The 18571-nt window shown below is 67.9% G+C and carries 11 protein-coding genes; 7 read left to right on the forward strand and 4 right to left on the reverse strand.

The window, feature by feature from the left end:
• The first annotated feature begins 373 nt into the window (after positions 1 to 373).
• From ASD21_RS22805 to ASD21_RS22815, 3 genes are all read left to right on the forward strand, one after another.
• The gene (locus ASD21_RS22805; protein WP_082554922.1) at positions 374 to 3313 is read left to right on the forward strand and encodes a TonB-dependent receptor; all 2940 of its coding nucleotides are present in this window, start codon (positions 374 to 376) and stop codon (positions 3311 to 3313) included.
• A gap of 149 nt (positions 3314 to 3462) precedes the next feature.
• Positions 3463 to 4095 (forward strand): DJ-1/PfpI family protein, encoded by a 633-nt coding sequence (locus ASD21_RS22810; RefSeq protein ID WP_056447104.1) that lies wholly within the window; start codon positions 3463 to 3465, stop codon positions 4093 to 4095.
• A 283-nt stretch (positions 4096 to 4378) separates the two neighbouring features.
• The gene (locus ASD21_RS22815) at positions 4379 to 5935 is read left to right on the forward strand and encodes a hypothetical protein (RefSeq protein ID WP_200941471.1); all 1557 of its coding nucleotides are present in this window, start codon (positions 4379 to 4381) and stop codon (positions 5933 to 5935) included.
• Between the two features lie 12 nt (positions 5936 to 5947).
• On the opposite strand, the gene ASD21_RS22820 is transcribed toward ASD21_RS22815, so the two are convergent.
• Positions 5948 to 8059 (reverse strand): alpha-glucuronidase family glycosyl hydrolase, encoded by a 2112-nt coding sequence (locus ASD21_RS22820; RefSeq protein ID WP_056447302.1) that lies wholly within the window; start codon positions 8057 to 8059, stop codon positions 5948 to 5950.
• A 215-nt stretch (positions 8060 to 8274) separates the two neighbouring features.
• Here ASD21_RS22820 and manD point away from each other — a divergent pair, with 215 nt between their 5' ends.
• The 3 genes from manD (at position 8275) to ASD21_RS22835 (ending at position 10917) form a co-directional block, all read left to right on the forward strand.
• Positions 8275 to 9486 carry a D-mannonate dehydratase ManD gene (gene manD, locus ASD21_RS22825; RefSeq protein ID WP_056447107.1) on the forward strand — a complete coding sequence of 404 codons (1212 nt, stop codon included), beginning with the start codon at positions 8275 to 8277 and terminating at the stop codon, positions 9484 to 9486.
• A gap of 152 nt (positions 9487 to 9638) precedes the next feature.
• Complete coding sequence (locus ASD21_RS22830; RefSeq protein WP_056447110.1) at positions 9639 to 10391, forward strand: FadR/GntR family transcriptional regulator; 753 nt, start codon at positions 9639 to 9641, stop codon at positions 10389 to 10391.
• Between the two features lie 46 nt (positions 10392 to 10437).
• Complete coding sequence (locus ASD21_RS22835) at positions 10438 to 10917, forward strand: surface-adhesin E family protein (RefSeq protein ID WP_056447113.1); 480 nt, start codon at positions 10438 to 10440, stop codon at positions 10915 to 10917.
• An 81-nt stretch (positions 10918 to 10998) separates the two neighbouring features.
• Here ASD21_RS22835 and ASD21_RS22840 read toward each other — a convergent pair whose 3' ends face one another.
• From ASD21_RS22840 to ASD21_RS22850, 3 genes are all read right to left on the reverse strand, one after another.
• A complete protein-coding gene (locus ASD21_RS22840) occupies positions 10999 to 11466 on the reverse strand; it encodes a hypothetical protein (RefSeq protein ID WP_156398474.1) in 468 nt (155 codons plus the stop codon).
• 56 nt (positions 11467 to 11522) lie between these two features.
• On the reverse strand, positions 11523 to 14366 hold the full coding sequence (locus tag ASD21_RS22845) for a glycosyl hydrolase 115 family protein (protein WP_056447120.1): 2844 nt from the start codon (positions 14364 to 14366) through the stop codon (positions 11523 to 11525).
• Between the two features lie 154 nt (positions 14367 to 14520).
• Positions 14521 to 16932, reverse strand: a complete 2412-nt coding sequence (locus ASD21_RS22850) for a glycoside hydrolase family 3 N-terminal domain-containing protein (RefSeq protein WP_056447123.1) — start codon at positions 16930 to 16932, stop codon at positions 14521 to 14523.
• 188 nt (positions 16933 to 17120) lie between these two features.
• On the opposite strand from ASD21_RS22850, the gene ASD21_RS22855 reads away from it, so the two are divergent.
• The gene (locus tag ASD21_RS22855) at positions 17121 to 18386 is read left to right on the forward strand and encodes an SGNH/GDSL hydrolase family protein (RefSeq protein WP_056447126.1); all 1266 of its coding nucleotides are present in this window, start codon (positions 17121 to 17123) and stop codon (positions 18384 to 18386) included.
• Positions 18387 to 18571: the final 185 nt, after the last annotated feature.

Raw genomic sequence — 18571 nt, forward strand, 5'->3', positions numbered from 1 at the left:
TGCCCGAACGCGGTCGCGAAGCGCGGACCGCGCGCCCGCGCTTGCTTGAATTCGAGGATCTCTCGCGGAGCGCGCTATTGGTAAGACCAATAGCGAAGGTCATTGTCAGATATCTTCCCTTTTTCGGGCGATATCGCCTGTTCCCCGGACGTTCCCGGGTGGTCGGTCGGCAACACCTGTCGCAAATGGTCAAACATTGGTTTTTCAAGAGGTATGACCTCGTTGACTTGCGAGGCCTTACCTCGTAACCATCACCTCCTGTGACCGCTACCATGGCCGCCCCATTCGTCGCCAAACGCCGACGACCCGAGGACGGACTGGCGACGCGTAAAACGACAAGTGCGCAGAGCACTGAGACTTCAAGGGGAGAAACATGGTTCAAACACTTCAGTCGCGCGCCCTTCGCCTGGCGCTCATCGGGGCCAGCTGCCTGACCGGCCTGGCCGCCGCGCCGGCCTTCGCGCAGCAAGCCGCGCCGGCCGCCTCCAACGCCGATACGGTCGAGGAAGTGGTCGTCACCGGCTTCCGCAAGAGCCTGACCGACGCCACCAACGCCAAGCGCGACAGCATCGCCTTCACCGACTCGGTGTTCGCCGAAGACATCGGCAAGTTCCCCGACCTCAACATCGCCGAGTCGCTGAACCGCATTCCCGGCATCCAGCTGACCCGCGAAATCAACGGCGACGGCCTAAACATCGCCGTGCGCGGCCTGGGCACCAACTTCACCAAGATCCTGCTCAACGGCTCGCAGATCGCCGTGGCCTCGTCGGGCCGCACCGACGCCCAGAACCAGAACCGCGAAGTCGACCTGAACCTGTTCCCGACGGAACTGTTCACCCGCCTGGACGTCAGCAAGACCCCGATGGCCAGCCAGGTCGAAGGCGGCGTCGCCGGCGTGGTCAACATGCGCAACGCCCGTCCGTTCGACCGGGCCGGCCGCCACTTCACCTATTCGCTCCAGGGCGGCTATCAGGAGAGCGCGGGCAAGTGGAGCCCCCGCGGCGCCATCCTGGCCAGCGACACCTGGGACACCAGCCACGGTGAGTTCGGCCTGTTGCTCGGCTATGCCGGCGCTCGCACCAAGAGCCGCACCGACGGCTTCGAGACCATCGGCTGGACCAACGCCAACCTGACCTACGCCCAGTGCGGCACGACCCCGCCCGCCGGCACGGCCGCGACCGCCATCTCGCCCGCCTGCAACAGCGCCGTCGGCGGCAACGGCTACAGGATCCCCGACACCGTCCCAGCCACCGCCGGCAACGGCCTGGTGGCCGGCACGCCGATCACCGCCGCCTATCTGCAGAGCCTGAACCCAGGCACGACCGCCCAGCAACTGGGCGACGGCATTATCCCGCGCCTGGGCCGCCAGTCCTACAGCGAAGGCACGCGCAACCGCGACTCCGTGCTGATCTCGGGCGAATGGCGTCCGAACGACGCCCTGGCCTTCTATAGCGACCTGCTGCTGGGCCAGACCCACAACGACTTCAACCGCCTCGACATGGACTGGATCGTCCGCAACTCGGGCGGCATGGTTCCGATGAACGTCAAGGTCGACGCCAACAACGTCGTCACCAAGGGCACGTTCGCCAACTCCCAGTTCTTCCTGGAAGCGCGGCCCTATGACGAGAAGACCGACTTCTACAACTTCAACCCGGGCGGCTCCTGGCAGATCAATCCGTGGCTGCTGCTGGACGGCCAGTTCAACCTGAGCCGCAGCGTGTTCTTCCGCGAGGCCCCGACCATACTGGTCAACTCGCCCGCCGGCCTGACCGTCGACTTCGACAACACCGGCGGCGACATGCCGTTGATCAAGACCGGCGTCAACCTGAACGACCCGAACCTGGGTTGGACCTTCGCCGGCGGCCGCCTGAACATCCAGAACGAGAAGCGCGTCACCTCCAACAAGGGCACGCACTGGAACCTGAAGATCGGCGAGGACAGCGAGAACTACATCAAGGTCGGCGTCGCCTATGACGACATCAGCCGCTCGATCCAGGCCCTGGACAACAGCGGTGCCTGGCAGACCTTCACCTGCGGCGGCGGCCTGGTGAACAACGCCGTCCCCTCGCCCACCCCGCCCTGTAACGGTCAGGCCGGCTCGGCCATCACCCAGGCCCAGCTCGCCTCGTACCTGCGCCCGGGCCCGATCGGCTTCATCACGGTCGACTACGACTCGTTCAAGGCCGCCAGTTCGTTCGACCGCTTCAACGAAACCGCCCCGGCCGTGTCGTCGGCCGCCACCGCCGCCAGCTCGGGCTTCATCGAGGAAGAGAACATCGGCGCCTATATCGAGGCCAACGCGGTCACCCAGATCATGGATCGCGACCTGGCCTTCAACTTCGGCGGCCGTTACGTCACCACCGACCAGACGATCCGCGGCCCGCAGACCGTCAACGGCGTGACCTCCACCCTGGAGCGTCAGACCACCTACGACGCCTTCCTGCCGGCCTTCAACGCCGTCTACAAGGTGCGGGACGACGTCAATCTGCGCATGGCCGCCTCGCGGACCATCACGCGCGCCAACCCCAGCGCCATGCTGCCGGGCACGACCTTCAGCGACGTGTCGGCTCAGACGGCCAGCCAGGGCAACCCGGCGCTCAGCCCCTATACCTCCAACAACTTCGACATGGGCGGCGAGTGGTACACCGGCGGCGCGGGCTATGTCGGCGTGGCTCTGTTCCAGAAGGTGATCAACGGCTTCACGGTCCAGGGCACCAACACCATCCCGTTCACCCAGCTGGGCGTGGCCTACGCCAACCTGACGACCCAGCAGCAGCAGGCCATCGACCTGCGCGGCGGTCCGAACGTGGCCACGGTCACCGTCAACCAGCAGGTCAACGCCGGCGGCACCCTGACCATCCGCGGCTACGAACTGAACTGGGTCCAGCCGCTGGACTTCCTGATCCCGGGCACCGGCTTCACCGCCAACTACACCCGCATCAACCAGACCGGCAGCGGCAGCGGCGCCCCGGCCGTGGCGGTCGGCGTCTCGCCCTACACCTATAACCTGACCGGTTACTACGAAGGTCACGGGGCCTCGATCCGGCTGTCGTACAACTACAACGACGCTCAGATCAGCTCGGACCCCAACCAGCAGAGCATACCGGTCGCTCGCCTGAAGACCGACGCCTACAAGCAGGTCGACCTGTCGGCCAGCTACCAGCTGCCCTGGAAGCATGCGCCGCAGATCACCTTCAACGCGATCAACATCACCGACGAAGTGCAGCGTCAGACCTTCCAGTACTCGAACGCCGCATTCACTTACTACAAGCCCGGCTCGACCTATCTGATCGGCATCCGCGGTCAGTTCTAAACCTTACGCGAACGCCTTCCTTCCTTCGCGTTCCCCAGCGGCGTGTCTTCGGACACGCCGTTTTTTTGTGCCGAAAGCTATCGTGGATTGACCTAAACGCGCATAGCGCGCGAAGGTTGTCTTCGCGCCGCGGACAAGGGAGGGGCGAGATGAGGCTGGGCATACCCGTCTATGAGGGAGTCGATCTGCTCGACGTCACCGGTCCGGCCGAGATGTTCTACTGGGCCGGCAAGGCCCAGCCCCTGGAGACCCTGATCCTCTCCGAAGACGGCGGTCCGGTGACCGCGATGAACGGCGTCCGCTTCGAGGCCCATGCCAGTTTCGACGAGGTTCCGACCCTGGACATCCTCTGGACGCCCGGCGGCGACCCGGACGTGCTGGGCCGGATCATGAGCGATCCCTGCTCGCCCTATCTGGCCTATCTGCGCCAGGTGGCGGAGAACGCGACCTGGGTGTGTTCGGTGTGCGAGGGCGCGTTGCTGTTGGCCCAGGCGGGGCTGCTCGACAGGCACAGGGCCACGACGCACTGGGCGTTCATCGCCTGCCTGCAGAGCTTCTGCGAGATCGACGTCGACACCAGCAATCCGCGCTTCGTGGTGTGCGGCAACCGGCTGACCGGCGGCGGCATCTCCTCGGGTCTCGACGAGTCCCTGCAGCTGATCATGATGCTGTTCGGCCAGGCGGCGGCCGAGGCCGTCCAGGTGACGACCCAGTACTTCCCCGATCCGCCGGTGATGGGGACCATTCCGCCCACCCCGACCTGCCCGGTGACCTGGTCCTGACGCCACGCTAGTCGTCGGCGCGTAGGGGAAGCTCAGGCTCTCGCGATCGTCCAGCGAGAATGGGCCGACGGCGCTTCGCCGGCCGGTCGACGCCCGCCATGAAGATTGGCGAGCCCGTCTCAGGTGCTCACCCGAGAGAACACCGGGTCGCAACGGAGTGCGGCGCGCACGCCGTCCAGGCCTCAATGACCCAGGTCCTACGGCTTCGTCGAGCGACGGGCGCGCCCGCGTCGAAGCCAACCGGTGTGTCCGGGACAAATGGATGAGGGTCGAAGCTGTGAATGTGAAGCGTCTGACGTCGCGGCCTCGGGCCAGAGCAGCCCTTGTCGGTCTTGGCCTCGGCCTGCTCGGGCTCAGCGCCCAATCGGCCGGCGCGCAGACCGCGACCGGCGCCCAGCCCGCGCCCGTGCCCGTGCCCGACGCCCAGCGGCAACGCATGGAACAGCAGCTGCAGGAGCTGATCGACATGCGGGCGCAGTTCGACGGGCGCATTCGGGCGCTCGAGGTCGAACTCCACGGAAGTGCGGCGGCGCCGGCGGCGCCCGCCCCGGCCGTCGCCACCACCGCCCCCACGCCTGAGGCTGCTGAGCCCATCCAGACGCTCCCGACGCAGCGGGCCGAGGCGGCGGCGGAATACCCGGCCAAATGGGGAGGCTTCGAGCCCGGGAAAGGGCTCATCCTCATGAGGTCGGACGTCGGCGAGGTCGACCTCGGACTGGTGAGCTACCTGCGGTACCTCAACCAGCATGGCCTCGATAAGACCTACACGGACTCCTTCGGCAGGACCTCCACTGTCGTACCCAGGGAGGACCTCCAGCTGGCGAAGGTGCAGATCACCCTGCGAGGTTGGCTGTTCGATCCCAGATTCGGTTACAACGCCTACGTCTGGACGTCGCAGGCCAGCCAGGGGCTCGGCGCCCAGGTCGTGGTCGCCGGGAACATCAACTGGACCTTCAATGACGCCTTGAAGGTCTATTTCGGCATCCATTCCCTGCCGTCCACGCGCTCGACGAACCGGACCTTCCCCTACTGGCTTCGCAACGACAACCGGCCGATCGCCGACGAATTCTTCCGCGGCTCCTACACCCAGGGCATCTGGGCCGAGGGCAAGATCACACCCAAACTCGAATACCGGGCCATGATCGCCAACAACCTGAGCGCGCTCGGCGTCCAGGCGCGTCAGCTCGACGCCAAGATCAACACCTATTCGGGCGCGCTGACCTGGACGCCGACCACCGGAGAGTTCGGACCGGCCAACGGCTTCGGTGATTTTGAAAAGCACGAGAAGGTCGCGACGCTGTTCAGCGCCCACTACACCCGCAGCACCGAAACGCCGCAATCCCAGCCCGCCACGGATTCGATCGAAAACACCCAGCTTCGACTTTCCGACGGCACCCTGCTGTTCGCCAACGACGCCTTCAACACCCCGGGCAGGATCATCGAAGCCCGCTACCAGATGATGGCCCTGAACGCGGGGGTCAAACACAAGGGGTATGCCCTGGAACTTGAATACTATGCGAGATGGCTCGACAATTTCCGCACCGAAGGCCTGGTTCCCGTGGACGACCTGTTCGACAGCGGACTCCAGGTGCAGGCATCCGCCATGCTCATCCCCAAGACGCTGCAGCTTTACCTTTCCGGATCCAAGATCTTTGGCGAATACGGTGATCCCTACGACGTCGCCGTCGGCTTCAACTATTTCCCCTTCAAGCGCCGGGATCTGCGGGTCAACGTCATGGGGCTGTACACCGACAGGTCGCCGGTCGGCTACACGGCCTATCCCGTGCCGGTGGGCGCCAACGGCTTCACCCTCGTCACCGACTTCTCGCTCGCCTTCTGATCCGCATCCTCGCTAGTTCCCCGGCGCGTACGGGAAGCTCAGCCCCTCGTAGTAGTCCAGCGAATGGGCCGGAGCCGCCTCGCCGGCCGGCAGCGGCAGGCCCGAGAAGGTCTGGAAATAGGCGATCGAGGCGTCGCGCCACCACTGGGCTTCGTTGCGCTGGATGGCCAGGAAGTCGGCGACCTGGGCGTGACGCTCGGGGTCGACATAGGGCGCCAGATCCGCCCAGGTCTTGCCCATGCCGTCCACCGTGGCGACGCCGCGCGAATAGTGCGTGACCATGCCGTCCCACAGGGTCTGGCCGGACTTCAGCCTGTAGGTCCACGGCAGGTGGTGGAACCACAGCAGGTCCCGCTCGTCGACGGTCTTCAGGTCCGAGAAGCGCTTGGCGACCACAGGCGCGTACTGGGCCGTGGCGTTGCTGCCGGCGGCGGTGCGGTCGAAGCCGATCCCGTCCTTGCCGGCCTTGGCGTAGTAGACGCTGGTCCAGTCGGCGCGCGGTCCGCCGGTCACCCACGGGCCGGGGCCATAGTGGTGGCCGCGGCCCATCTGGTGGTGCAAGCCCAGCGGGGTCATGTAGTCGACCGCCGCCTCGCGCGAGCCCATCATCATCGCCACGGTCGGCGTGACGAAGCGCGGATCGGTCGAGAAGGTCATCCTGGCCCAGTCGGCGGCGATGTCCTTCGTCGAGGTCTCCGGATCCCAGGCCAGGCGGCCGAAGACGTACCAATTGGCCTGGTCGAACTGCGAACCGCTCCAGTTGCGGTCGCGGCCGATGTTCGACACCCCGGCCATCAGGGTCAGCGGGCGGTGATCCAACGTGCCGTCCACCACCTTGGCCACGGTCGAGCCCGCGCCGTGGGCGTAGGTGTCGGACTTCAGGGTCTCTTCGTAGAGCGGGCCCAGATAGACCAGGTGGGTGGCGAAGCCGAGGTATTCCTTGGTGATCTGGAACTCCATGCCGAGGTTGGTCTTGGGCATGGCCCCGAACAGCGGGTGGAACGGCTCGCGCGGCTGGAAGTCGATCGCCCCGTTCTTGACCTGGACGATGACGTTGTCGCGGAACTGGCCGTCGAACGGCTTGAACTCGCTGTAGCCCTGCTTGGCGCGGTCGTCCGGCTGCTCGTGCGAATAGACGAAGGCCCGCCACATCACGATCCCGCCGTGCGGCCCCACCGCGTCGGCCAGCATGTTGGCGCCGTCGACATGGGTGCGGCCGTAGTCCTGCGGGCCGGGCTGGCCTTCGGAATTGGCCTTGACCAGGAAGCCGCCGAAATCGGGGATGGCCTGGTAGATCTCGTCGGCCTTGGCCTTCCAGAAGGCGCGCACGGCTGGGTCCGCCGGGTCGGCGGTCTTCAGGCCGCCGATCTCGATCGGGGCCGAGAACCGGGCCGACAGATAGACCTTGATGCCGTAGGGCCGGAACACGTCGGCCAGGGCCGCGGCCTTGGCGATATAGGGCGCGATCAGGCTGTCGGCCTTGGCGTTGACGTTGTTCAGCACCGTGCCGTTGACGCCGATCGAGGCGTTGGCGCGGGCGTAGTCGACGTAGCGGGGGTCCTTGTAGTCGGGCAGCTTCCACCAGTCCCACAGCGAGGCGCCGGCATAGCCGCGCTCGACATGGCCATCCAGGTTGTCCCAGTGGTTCAGCAGGCGGTGATTGACCTTGGGGGCCGACAGGATGTCCAGCTTGTCGACGCCCTGCCCCGTCTGGATCAGGCGCAGATAGTGGAAGACGCCGTACAGCACGCCGACGTCGGTGTTGGCGGCGATGACCGTGGTCTTGCCCACGGTGCGGATCAGGTAGCCTTCGTCGCCCGCGCCCTTCAACGGCAGGTCCAGGGCCGCGACGGCGGGCGAGCCGGCGGGGGTGCCCAGCAGAATCGACGGCGCGTCCGTCGCCGGCGGGCCGCCGACCAGGCCGTCCAGCCCGCGCCGCAGTTCGGCGCGCGCGATCTTCAGCGTGGGGGTGTCGGCGCCGGGGGCGATCGTCCGGGCGGCCGGACGGTGGTCCGCCGGCAGCGGCCGATAGCGCAGCCACAGGTCATAGCCGTCCTCGGCCCGGGCCGCCGAAGCGCCCAGAGACGCTGAAATCAGGCCGGCCGCCAGGCAGAGCCCACGCACAAACGACACAAGACGCATGTTTTCTCCCTAACGACACCATGCCGTGCGACGCGAGGGGGCGCGACGGTCTTGATCTTGTGATACCGCTACCTTGATCAAAGGTCGAGACACCGTGACACCAGTGGTCAGACCAATAGGTTGACAACCGCCACGCCTGATTTAGACCGATACCGCTACCATCCGACTTTTGACGGTCGGGTCAACGAAAGCGTCCCATGCCGAAGATCACCGCCGCCAGAGTCATCGTCACCTCCCCGGGGCGAAATTTCGTCACCCTGAAGATCGAGACCAGCGACGGCGTCCATGGCGTCGGCGACGCCACCCTGAACGGCCGCGAGCTGGCCGTCGCCAGCTATCTGACCGATCACGTGATCCCCTGCCTGATCGGGCGCGACGCCCATCAGATCGAGGACATCTGGCAGTACCTGTACAAGGGCGCCTACTGGCGTCGCGGCCCCGTGACCATGGCGGCCATCGCCGCCGTCGACATGGCCCTGTGGGACATCAAGGCCAAGATCGCCGGCCTGCCCCTTTACCAGCTGCTGGGCGGCGCCTGCCGCACCGGCGTGATGGTCTACGGCCACGCCAACGGCGCGACGATCGAGGAGACCCTCGAGAACGCGGCCGTCTACGCGTCCCAGGGCTACAAGGCCATCCGCCTGCAGTCGGGCGTGCCCGGCCTGAACGGCGTCTACGGCGTCTCCAAGGACAAGTTCTTCTACGAGCCCGCCGACAGCCACCTGCCGACCGAAAGCCTATGGTCGACCGAGAAATACCTGCGCAGCGCGCCGGGCCTGTTCGAGGCGGCGCGCGACAAGCTGGGCTGGGACCTGCACCTGCTGCACGACGTCCACCATCGCCTGACCCCGATCGAGGCCGGCCGCCTGGGCAAGGACCTGGAGCCCTACCGCCCCTTCTGGATGGAGGACGCCGTCCCCGCCGAGAACCAGGCCAGCTTCCGCATCATCCGCCAGCATACGACCACCCCGCTGGCGGTGGGCGAGATCTTCAACTCGATCTGGGACTGCAAGCAGCTGATCGAGGAACAGCTGATCGACTACATCCGCGCCACCGTGGTCCATGCCGGCGGCATCACCCACCTGCGCAAGATCGCCAGCTTCGCCGACCTGCATCACGTGCGCACCGGTTGCCACGGCGCCACCGACCTGTCGCCGATCTGCATGGCCGCGGCCCTGCACTTCGACCTGTCGATCCCCAATTTCGGCGTCCAGGAATACATGCGCCACACCGAAGCGACCGACGCGGTGTTCCCGCACGCCTACAGCTTCGCGGACGGCATGCTGCATCCCGGCGAGGCGATCGGCCTGGGCGTCGACATCGACGAGGCGCAAGCCGCCAAGCACCCCTACAAGCGCGCCTACCTGCCGATCGCCCGCCGCGAGGACGGTTCCATGCACGATTGGTGAGGCTGCTTTGACGCCGGTCCCCGACAGGTTTTGAGGCTTAGGCCAAGCTTTGGGCGACCGGTGTCAGAAATAGCCCGCGCGGGCCAGGTCGGCTATGCTATCGCGAGTCCGAGGGGCCGTGCGGCCCGCCGCCGAGAAACTGACGAAAGCACATGGCCGAGAACGTCAAGCTCTACCGCCGGATCGCCGACTCGATCGCAGACGCCATCGAGAGCGGTCAGTACAAGCTTGGCGACCGTCTGCCCACGGAGCGCGAGCTGGCCGAACAGTTCGGCGTCAGCCGCCCCACCCTGCGCGAAGCGATGATCGCCCTGGAAATGCTGGGCATGATCGAGGCCCGCCACGGCCTGGGAATCTATGTCACCGGCGACGTCCGCCCGATCACCCCGGCCAGCGCCGAGCCCGCCCTCGAGATCGGGGCGTTCGAACTGATCGAGGCCCGCCGCCTGTTCGAGGGCGAGGCCGCCGCCCTGGCCGCCACCGCCATCACCGACGACCAGATCCTTGAGCTCGAGGCGCTGATGGAGCGCATGGCCCGCGAGGAGGAGATCCTTGGCGAGGACGCCGACCGCGAGTTCCACATGGTCATCGCCCGGGCCTCCGGGAACGGCGCGATCATCGCCACGATCGAGAACCTGTGGGACTGGCGCAACCGCTCGCCCCTGGCCCGCAACATCCTGACCCGCGCCCGCGGCATGGGGCTGGAGCCCCGCATCGTGGAGCACCGCCGGGTGTTCGAGGCCCTGAAGGCCCGCGACCCCGCCGCCGCCCGCCAGGCCATGCGCGACCACCTGGAGCGCGTCATCGACCACCTGCTGCACGCCACCGAGACCGAGGCCGTGGAGCGGGCCAAGCAGGAAACAGGCGCTAGGCGCAGCGCCATCGCCAAGCGCGTCGCCATCTGACTGCGCTATCGCGGCCCGTTCGGGCGATCTTCGGCTGGAGGCGGTCATGTTCGGTTTGATCTTTATGCTGCAGACGGCCCCGATCCAGGACGCGCCCTCGGCCGTGGACTCCGTGACGGTCTCTCCCGAGAAGCAGGCGACCCAGCGGATGCCGCTGTGGGCCGAGAAGATCCAGCCAAGGGACTGGCCGTTCATCGGCGGCGTCGCGGACCGATCGATCCTGGTGTTCGCCAAGACCGCCGCCACGCCGCCCGGATCGCCCTATCCGCGGGTCTGGATCCGCCACGAATACAGCGGCCCGCAAGCCGACGCCGCCGACGGGGTCGCCCTGGCGCCCTATCGCTCGGAAAAGCTGGTCGAGGAGGTCGATTGCGGCAAGCAGCTGTTCCGCCGGCTCAAGGCCTATCGCCACGGCGACAACAATCTGGAGGGCCCGACCCAGGCCCTGGGCTTCACCGAAGCGGCCTGGACGGTTCCCGAGCCCGACACCTTCGACGCCACGATCGTCCGCGACGCCTGTCTCTGAAGAATTTTCAAGCGAAGTGGATTCCGGTTCGCGTGAAGAACCCCGGCCTGATGCAGTCAGGTCGGGAAAGGCTCCAGGCGGCTACAGCCCCTGGATCTTCAACACGTCGGGGTCGATCGCCAGCCCGTAGAGATAGCGATGACGCGAGGCCGAGCCGCGCTTCAGCTGCTTCAACTGGGCGTTCTGCTCGTCGGTCAGCTTGAACGGCCGGTAGCCGCGCGATCGCAGACAGGACTCCAGCGCTGGCTCCAGCTGATCGGCGACGTTGTTCCACACCCGGTACTGGCTGCGCTTGGCGCTTTCCATCACCTCGAAGACGTCCTGGCCGTCCATGGCGAACACCTGGTCGACGCTCGCCACGGCAACCGGCGCGGCGCTGCCGGCCAGCCAGGCGCATTCGACCGCGTCGGTGCGGTACTGCAGGAACGAGATCCCGGGCTTGCCCCAGCTCTGGCGGTCCGGCGCGGGCTGGGCCTGGGCGGTCCCGGCCAGCGACGCGATCTGAGCGGCGGCGGCCGCGACGGCCAACGATCGGATAAAAGGACGCATCTTCAGCCTCCTCGTCTCGCCCCGATTATCGCAGGGCCCGGGATCGAAACAAAGTCCTAGCGCCGCGCGCCCTCGACCGGGCCCAGATAGCTTTCGGGCGCCTCGCCGCGCGAGATGACCAGCCGTTCGAACACCACGCCGGGATCCACCCGCCACAGCCGGATGCGATGGGCGCCGGCCCTGGCCGCCGTCAGCCGGATGGTCTGGACCCGGGCGTTGTCGGCCACGGCTTTCTCCCAGCTCTTCTGGCCTTCGCCCGTGCGCGTTTCGCCCTCGTGCAGGTTGGCGATCACCGGCGGCGCGTCGTCCAGCGAGACGGCGTAGCGCAGCCCGGTCCCGCCCCGGAAGTCCAGACTGGGCGCGGTGAAGACCCGCAGGTCGAAGTCGCCGGCCTGCTCCAGGTCGACGGCGTAGTCCAGGAAAGCCCCCTGCCCCGGCGCGCTGGACGGCGCGGTCGAGGGATAGCTGGCGACGCCCGACAGGGTCCGGCCCAGGCCCGGGATCGTCGTCCACGCCACCCCGCCCGCGCCGGTCGCGGCGACGTGATGCTCGGCCTCGATGGCCAGCGGGCCGCCGGCCTCGACGAAGGCGCCCTTGGCGACCTTGCGTCGCGCGCCGTCGACGACCGCCGTGACGACCACCGTCTGGTCATCCGGACCCGTGATGGTGATCGGAACGCGGCGCGCGCCCGTCGGGGCGGCCTTCCAGTCGACCGATACCTCCAGCCGCGTGTCGCCGTTGGCGGCGGCTGGGCCGGAAGCCACCTTAACCCAGGGCTCGCCGGCCTTGGCGGTGAAGGCCAGGGGCGCGGCGCCCCGATTGAACACGTCGATCCAGCGGCTTGCGGCGCCGTCGCGGGCCAGGGTCGGCAGGTCGGCGGCGGCGGCCACCGCCTCGGCCCGTCCCTCGACCGCGACGCCCCAGCCAGGCGCGGCCTTCACGGCCGCCGTCGCGGGCATGACGTTGGTCGGCGGCTGCTGCCAATAGGTGTAGCCGATGTGGGTCTGGCTCATCATCTTGCGCCACTTGCCGCCCGCCAGGTCCTCGTCCCACTGGCGGACCAGCTCGGCGTCGCGGGCGAACAGCGCCTGGACCTTGGCCGCCTGGTCATTGGCCGCCGCCCGGCCCTGCGCCGCGTAGAGCCTGTTGCGGCCGGCGGCGATATAGAGCCGGGTGTGGTTGGCGCTGGCCTGGATCGGGAACCAGACCAGCTGGAAGAAGGCGTCGTCCTGGTCCTTGGGCAGCACCCGACGCAACACGTCGGCGCGCCGCTCCAGGTCGGCCCACTCGGCCTCGACCCGCTCGGCCTCGCGGAAATTGACCAGGCTGAAGGTCGAGCCGTCGATCAGCTCGGGCTTGCGCCGGGCGTTCAGCCGCGTGTAGCCGTCCAGCAGGGCGGCGATCTCGTCGGCGTGCTCGGGCCCGAACTGGGCGGCGGCCCAGTCGCGCGTGAAGCCCGACATCTTCCCGACCGTCATGGCGTCCGGATCCCAGGCCATGTCGAGGAAGAACGCGATGGGCAGCTCCATCGGCTTGAGGTCGCCGACATTGACGATCCACAGCCGGTCGGCGCCGTAGTCCCGGGCCAGCTTCATCTGCTCCCAGGTGCGCGAGACCTGGTTGGTGTTGAGCCACTTGTAGTTCCGCGGCCCGCCCACATAGTCGAAATGGTAGTAGACGCCGTAGCCGCCCGGCCGGGTCTTGCCCGGTTCGGGAAGCCGGCGGATGTCGCCCCAATTGTCGTCCGAGAACAGCAGGGTCACGTCATCGGGCACGCGCATGCCGGCGTCGTAATAGTCCTGCACCTCCTTGTAGAGCGCCCAGACCTGCGGGGTGTTTTCTGGAGCTTTTCCAGTCACTTCGCCGATGATCTTGCGCTGGTCGGCGACGATGGACTCCAGCAGCTGGGTGGCCGTGCCCTGGGTCATCGGCTCGTCGCCGTCGCCGCGCATGCCCACCGTGACCAGGCTCTCGTTGGCCCCCAGACGCTTGACGCCCTCGCGCCAGAAGTCCCGCAGCGCCTCGGGGTTCTTGGCGTAGTCCCACGGCCCCTGGCCGTAGCGCTCCCACTCGACGTGGGCGCGGCCCAACGGCTCGTGGTGCGACGTGCCCAGCACCACGCCGTATTCGTCGGCCAGCGGCGCGCTCAGGGGGTCGTCGTCATAGATCGACTTGCCCCACATGGCCGGCCACAGGAAGTTGCCCTTCAGGCGCAAGGTCAGCTCGTAGACCTTGGCGTAGAAGTCGTGGTTCACCCCGCCAAACCGGACCTTGGCCCAGCCCGACAGGGCCGGGTCCTCGTCGTTGAGGAAGATGCCGCGATACTTGACCGCCGGCTTTTGCACGCGGCGGCCGGCGGCGACATAGGCCTGGTCCTTGACCGGGATCGGCGTGTCGGCCCACCAGCTCCACGGCGAGACGCCGGCCCGCTCGATCAGATCATAGGCCCCGAAGATCGTGCCGCGCTTGTCGGCTCCAGCGATGACCAGGGCCCGGGCCACGCCCGGGCGCGGATTCTCGACCACCTGCTGGACGAAGGCCTCCCACTGGCCGCCGACGCCGGTCGCGTCGAGCTTGCCGGAGGCGATCAGGGCGTCGATCGCGGCGCTCTTGCCGATGGTGCCGATGATCACGACCGGCGCGTCCTTGGCCGGCTCGGCCTCGGCCGACAGCTTGGCGAGGTCGCCGCGGACGTCGTTGACCGCCCGCAGCACGCCGGGCCAGTCGGTGATGTCGGTCTCGATCCGCGCCGAACGCCCCTGGGCGATCAGCGGAAAGGCGCCGGCCGCCGGCGCCGCGGTGATCGCCGCGGGCTCGGCGGCGCGCGCGGGCGCGGCGATGGCCACGCCGACCGCCAGGACGGCGGCCAGGGCCAGAGCGGAAATCGCGGCGCGGATCATGGGTTGGGCTCTCCGTGCAAGGCGACGCCCCCTCCGTCACGCGGCTGCGCCGCGCGCCACCTCCCCCGTTTCACGGGTGAGGAGAGTCTTCTCCTCCCCTGCGCAGCAGCGGAGGTGGCGCGGCGCGACGCGCCGTGACGGAGGGGCGTCCCTACTAGGCGACGACCGTCAGCGTCGCAGGCTTCAGCTGGGCCGAGTTCGGGCCCGACAGCAGGGTGAACTTGCCCGGCTCGACGACGCGCTTCATCTCCAGGTTCCACAGCGACAGGTCCAGCGGCGAAACCTCGAAGGTGACCGTGGTCTTGGCGCCGGGCGCCAGGGTCACGCGCTTGAAGTGCTTCAGCTCCAGCAACGGACGGGTCACCGAGGCGGCCTCGTCGTGGATGTAGAGCTGGACCACCTCGTCGCCGGCGACCTTGCCGGTGTTGGTCACGTCGACCTCGACCTTGACGCTCTCGTTGGCGCCGATCTCGGCCTTGGCCGGGCGCGGAGCCGAGATGTCGAAGGTGGTGTAGGACAGGCCGAAACCGAACGGATAGAGCGGCGTCGTCTCGTCGAACAGATAGCCCCGACGCGAGGTGGGCTTGCGGTTGTAGTAGATCGGCAGCTGGCCCACGTCGCGGGCGATGCTGACCGGCAGCTTGCCGCCCGGATTGGCCCGGCCGAACAGGATGTCGGCGGCGGCGTTGCCGGTTTCCTGGCCCAGGTACCAGCCCTCGACCAGGGCGTCGGCGCGTTCGGCCAACAGGTTGACCGACAACGGCCGGCCGTTGAGCAGAAACACGACGGTGGGCTTGCCCAGGTCGAAGATCGCCTTGGCCAGGTCGTTCTGCTGGCCCACCAGGTCCAGGCTGTCGCGGTCGCCCAGATGGTTGTCGCCCCAGCCCTCGCGGCTGGTCTGCTCGTTGTCCCCCAGCACCATGACGATGACGTCGGCCTTCCTGGCCACCTCGACGGCCTCGGCGATCAGCTTGGCGTTGACGGCCGGGTCGACCAGCTTGACCTCGTCGGCGGCCCACACGCGGCTTTCGGTGATGCGCACGGCCTCGGCGTAGTCGAGCGTGAAGCCGCTGGTCTTGGCCTCGGCCTGCAGGCCGTCGAAGATCGACACCACGTGGCGCGGCACGTCGCTGTAGCCGCCGATCGGCGTGTCCTTGGCATGGGTGCCCAGCAGGGCCATGCGCTTGAACTTCGAGGGGTCGAGCGGCAGCAGGCCCTTGTCGTTCTTCAGCAGCACCACCGCCTTGCGGGCGGCTTCGCGGGCCAGGGCGATGGCGTCGGGCGTGGCGGTCTTGGCGTCGGCCGTCTTCTCGTCGGCATAGGGGTTCTCGAACAGCCCCCCGTCGAACTTCATCTCCAGCACCCGGGCCACGGCCACGTCGACCGTCGCCTGCGGAATGCGCCCCGACTTCACCAGTTCGGGGATCAGCACATAGGCCTCGCCGTCCGGCAGCTCGACATCGACGCCGGCGTTCAGGGCCATCACGGCCGTGTCCGCGAGGCTGTCGGTCAGCTTGTGGCGGGCGATCAGTTCCTTGATCGCGAAATAGTCGCTCTGGACCGAACCCTTGTAGCCCCACTCGTTACGCAGGATGTCGGTCAGCAGCCAGTGGTTGGCGTGGGACGGCACCCCGTCGATCTCGTTGTACGACGGCATGACCGAGCGCACCGGCAGCTCCTTCACCGCCCGTTCGAACGGCGGGAAGAAGTTCTCGCGCAGGGTGCGCTCGGCGATCTGGGCCGGGCCCACATTGGTGCCGTTCTCGGGCTGGCCGTGGCCGGTCATGTGCTTGAGGGTGACGAACACCTTGTCGGGCGCCAGCGGCAGGGTCTTGCCCTGGAAGCCGCGGATCGCCGCCAGGCCGATCTCGGCGCACAGATGCGGATCCTCGCCGTAGGTCTCCTCGATACGGCCCCAGCGCGGGTCGCGGGCCACGTCGACCACCGGGGCCAGGGCCAAGTTGGAGCCGCGGGCGCGCATCTCGCGGGCGGCGACGGCGAAGACCTTCTCGGTCATCTCGGTGTCGAAGGTCGAGGCCAGGGCGATGGCCTGCGGGAAGCTGGTGGCGTCGCGCGCGACATAACCGTGCAGGGCCTCGTCGTGCATCAACATCGGAATGCCCAGGCGGGTCTTCTCCATCGCCCACTTCTGGGCGGCGTTGATGTAGCGCGCGGTTTCCTTGGCGTTGCGGTTGACCGAGCCGTCGTCGGCGCCGGCGGCGGCGTCGACCACCGTGGCGGGCTTCAGGCCCTTGCGGTCGGTCGGGCGCGAGATCTGGCCCAGGCCGTTGGGGAAGTTCTTGCTGGCCTCCGTGGGCGAGAAGTCGCCGCTGGGAGTCTGGATCTTGGCCTTGGTCAGCCAGATGCCGATCAGCTGGGCGGCCTTCTCTTCCAGCGTCATGCGCGAGAGCAGATCGCGCACGCGCAGTTCGACCGGCTGGGTCGGATCCTTGTACAGCGGCTTGCCGGAAGCGGGCGCGGCGGCGCGGGCCAGGGTCGAGGAGGCGGCCGCCAAGGCGGCCAGGCTGACGCCGAGCGTGCGGCGAGTGACGGCGGTCTGGCTCATGATCTTTTCGTTTCCCCACGAATGGAACGGACCGTCGAACGGTCGATGGCGGCGTTGGTCGCCGACGTTGAGGACAGTATGGAAGGTGAGGTCAGACCACTCAAGTTTTTTATGGTACCGGTCTCATTTCCTCGCCTAGGATCGAGGCGAACAAGCAAGACCCCTCGTCGGAAGGGCTGGAGGAAACATTGGATATCGGAAAACGGGCCCTGGTCGGGCTGGCGATCGCTGTTTCGATCGGCGCCGCCCCCCTCTCGATCGCCCAGGCCGCCGCGGCCAAGACGCCGGAAGCCGAGCGCTGGGTGGGGTCCTGGGCCTCGTCCCAGATGATTCCGGCGGCCAAGGACGCCCTGCCCGCCGCCGACGTCACCGACGGCACGCTGCGCCAGACCCTGAGGCTCAGCACCGGCGGCGGCAAGATTCGCGTGCGACTGTCCAACGCCTTCGGGACCGAGCCGCTGAAGCTGTCGGGCGTCCACGTCGCCCTGACCGTTGCGTCCGGCTCGGCCCGCATCGACCCGGCCAGCGACCGCGCCCTGGCCTTCCTCGGCCGCCCCGACGTGATCATTCCGGCCGGCGCTGAATATCTGTCCGACCCGATCGACTTCCCGGCCGCGCCCCTGGCGAACCTGGCGATCACGATCCGCTTCGACGGCGCGCCCCCCGTCCAGCAGACCAGCCATCCGGGCTCGCGCACCACCTCGTGGTTCGGGGCCGGCGACCAGCTGGCGGCCGCCGAGCTGACCGGCGCCAAGTCGGTGGAACGCTGGTTCCAGATCTCCGGCGTCGACGTGCTGCGTCCGGCCGGCGCCAGCCTGGTGACGTTCGGCGACTCGATCACCGACGGTCACGGCGTCACCACCAACGGCGACAATCGCTGGCCCGACATCCTGGCCGCCCGCCTGCAGGCCGATCCGCGCACCAAGGGCGTGGGCGTTCTGAACGCCGGCATCGGCGGCAACCGGCTGCTGCTGGACGGCCTGGGCCCCAACGCCATGGCCCGCTTCGAGCGCGACGTGCTGAACCAGGCCGGCGTCAAGTACGTCATCGTGCTGGAGGGCGTGAACGACCTGGGCACGCTGACCCGCGACAAGCCCGCCAGCCCCGAGGTCCATGCCGCCCTGGTGGCCCGGATGATCGCCTCGTACGACCAGATGATCCGTCGCGCCCGCGAGCGCGGGATCAAGATCTACGGCGCCACCGTCATGCCCTACGGCGGCTCGGGCTACTACCATCCCGACGCGGCCAACGAGCAGGACCGCCAGGCGATCAACGCCTGGATCCGCACGCCCGGCCGCTTCGACGCGGTGATCGACTTCGACAAGTTGACGCGCGATCCGGCCAATCCCAACCGCCTGGCGCCCGCCTTCGATTCCAACGACGGCCTGCATCCCGGGCCGGGCGGCTACAAGGCCATGGGCGAAGCGGTGCCGCTGGGCCTGTTCGTCCCCTGAGAGAGCGCCTTCAGGCGGCCGTCACCCCCGCTTCCGGCGAGACTGACGGCCGCGGCCGAGCCTTCGCCGGGGGACGGCGTGCTGCACTTTGACCCGGTTCCCAAAACCCTCTCGCACGGAAACAAACCTGCAATATCTAGGCCGTAAGTCTTGGCGCCGCTGGAATGACACCGGTTTCCATAACA

The organism is Caulobacter sp. Root1455 (assembly GCF_001426905.1).
GTDB lineage: Bacteria > Pseudomonadota > Alphaproteobacteria > Caulobacterales > Caulobacteraceae > Caulobacter.

Bases quoted from the DNA above. Each gene is read 5' to 3' on its own strand.
- ASD21_RS22805 (WP_082554922.1), top strand. From the start codon at position 374: ATGGTTCAAACACTTCAGTCGCGCGCCCTTCGCCTGGCGCTCATCGGG.
- ASD21_RS22810 (WP_056447104.1), top strand. From the start codon at position 3,463: ATGAGGCTGGGCATACCCGTCTATGAGGGAGTCGATCTGCTCGACGTC.
- manD (WP_056447107.1), top strand. From the start codon at position 8,275: ATGCCGAAGATCACCGCCGCCAGAGTCATCGTCACCTCCCCGGGGCGA.
- ASD21_RS22830 (WP_056447110.1), top strand. From the start codon at position 9,639: ATGGCCGAGAACGTCAAGCTCTACCGCCGGATCGCCGACTCGATCGCA.
- ASD21_RS22835 (WP_056447113.1), top strand. From the start codon at position 10,438: ATGTTCGGTTTGATCTTTATGCTGCAGACGGCCCCGATCCAGGACGCG.
- ASD21_RS22840 (WP_156398474.1), bottom strand. From the start codon at position 11,466: ATGCGTCCTTTTATCCGATCGTTGGCCGTCGCGGCCGCCGCCGCTCAG.
- ASD21_RS22845 (WP_056447120.1), bottom strand. From the start codon at position 14,366: ATGATCCGCGCCGCGATTTCCGCTCTGGCCCTGGCCGCCGTCCTGGCG.
- ASD21_RS22850 (WP_056447123.1), bottom strand. From the start codon at position 16,932: ATGAGCCAGACCGCCGTCACTCGCCGCACGCTCGGCGTCAGCCTGGCC.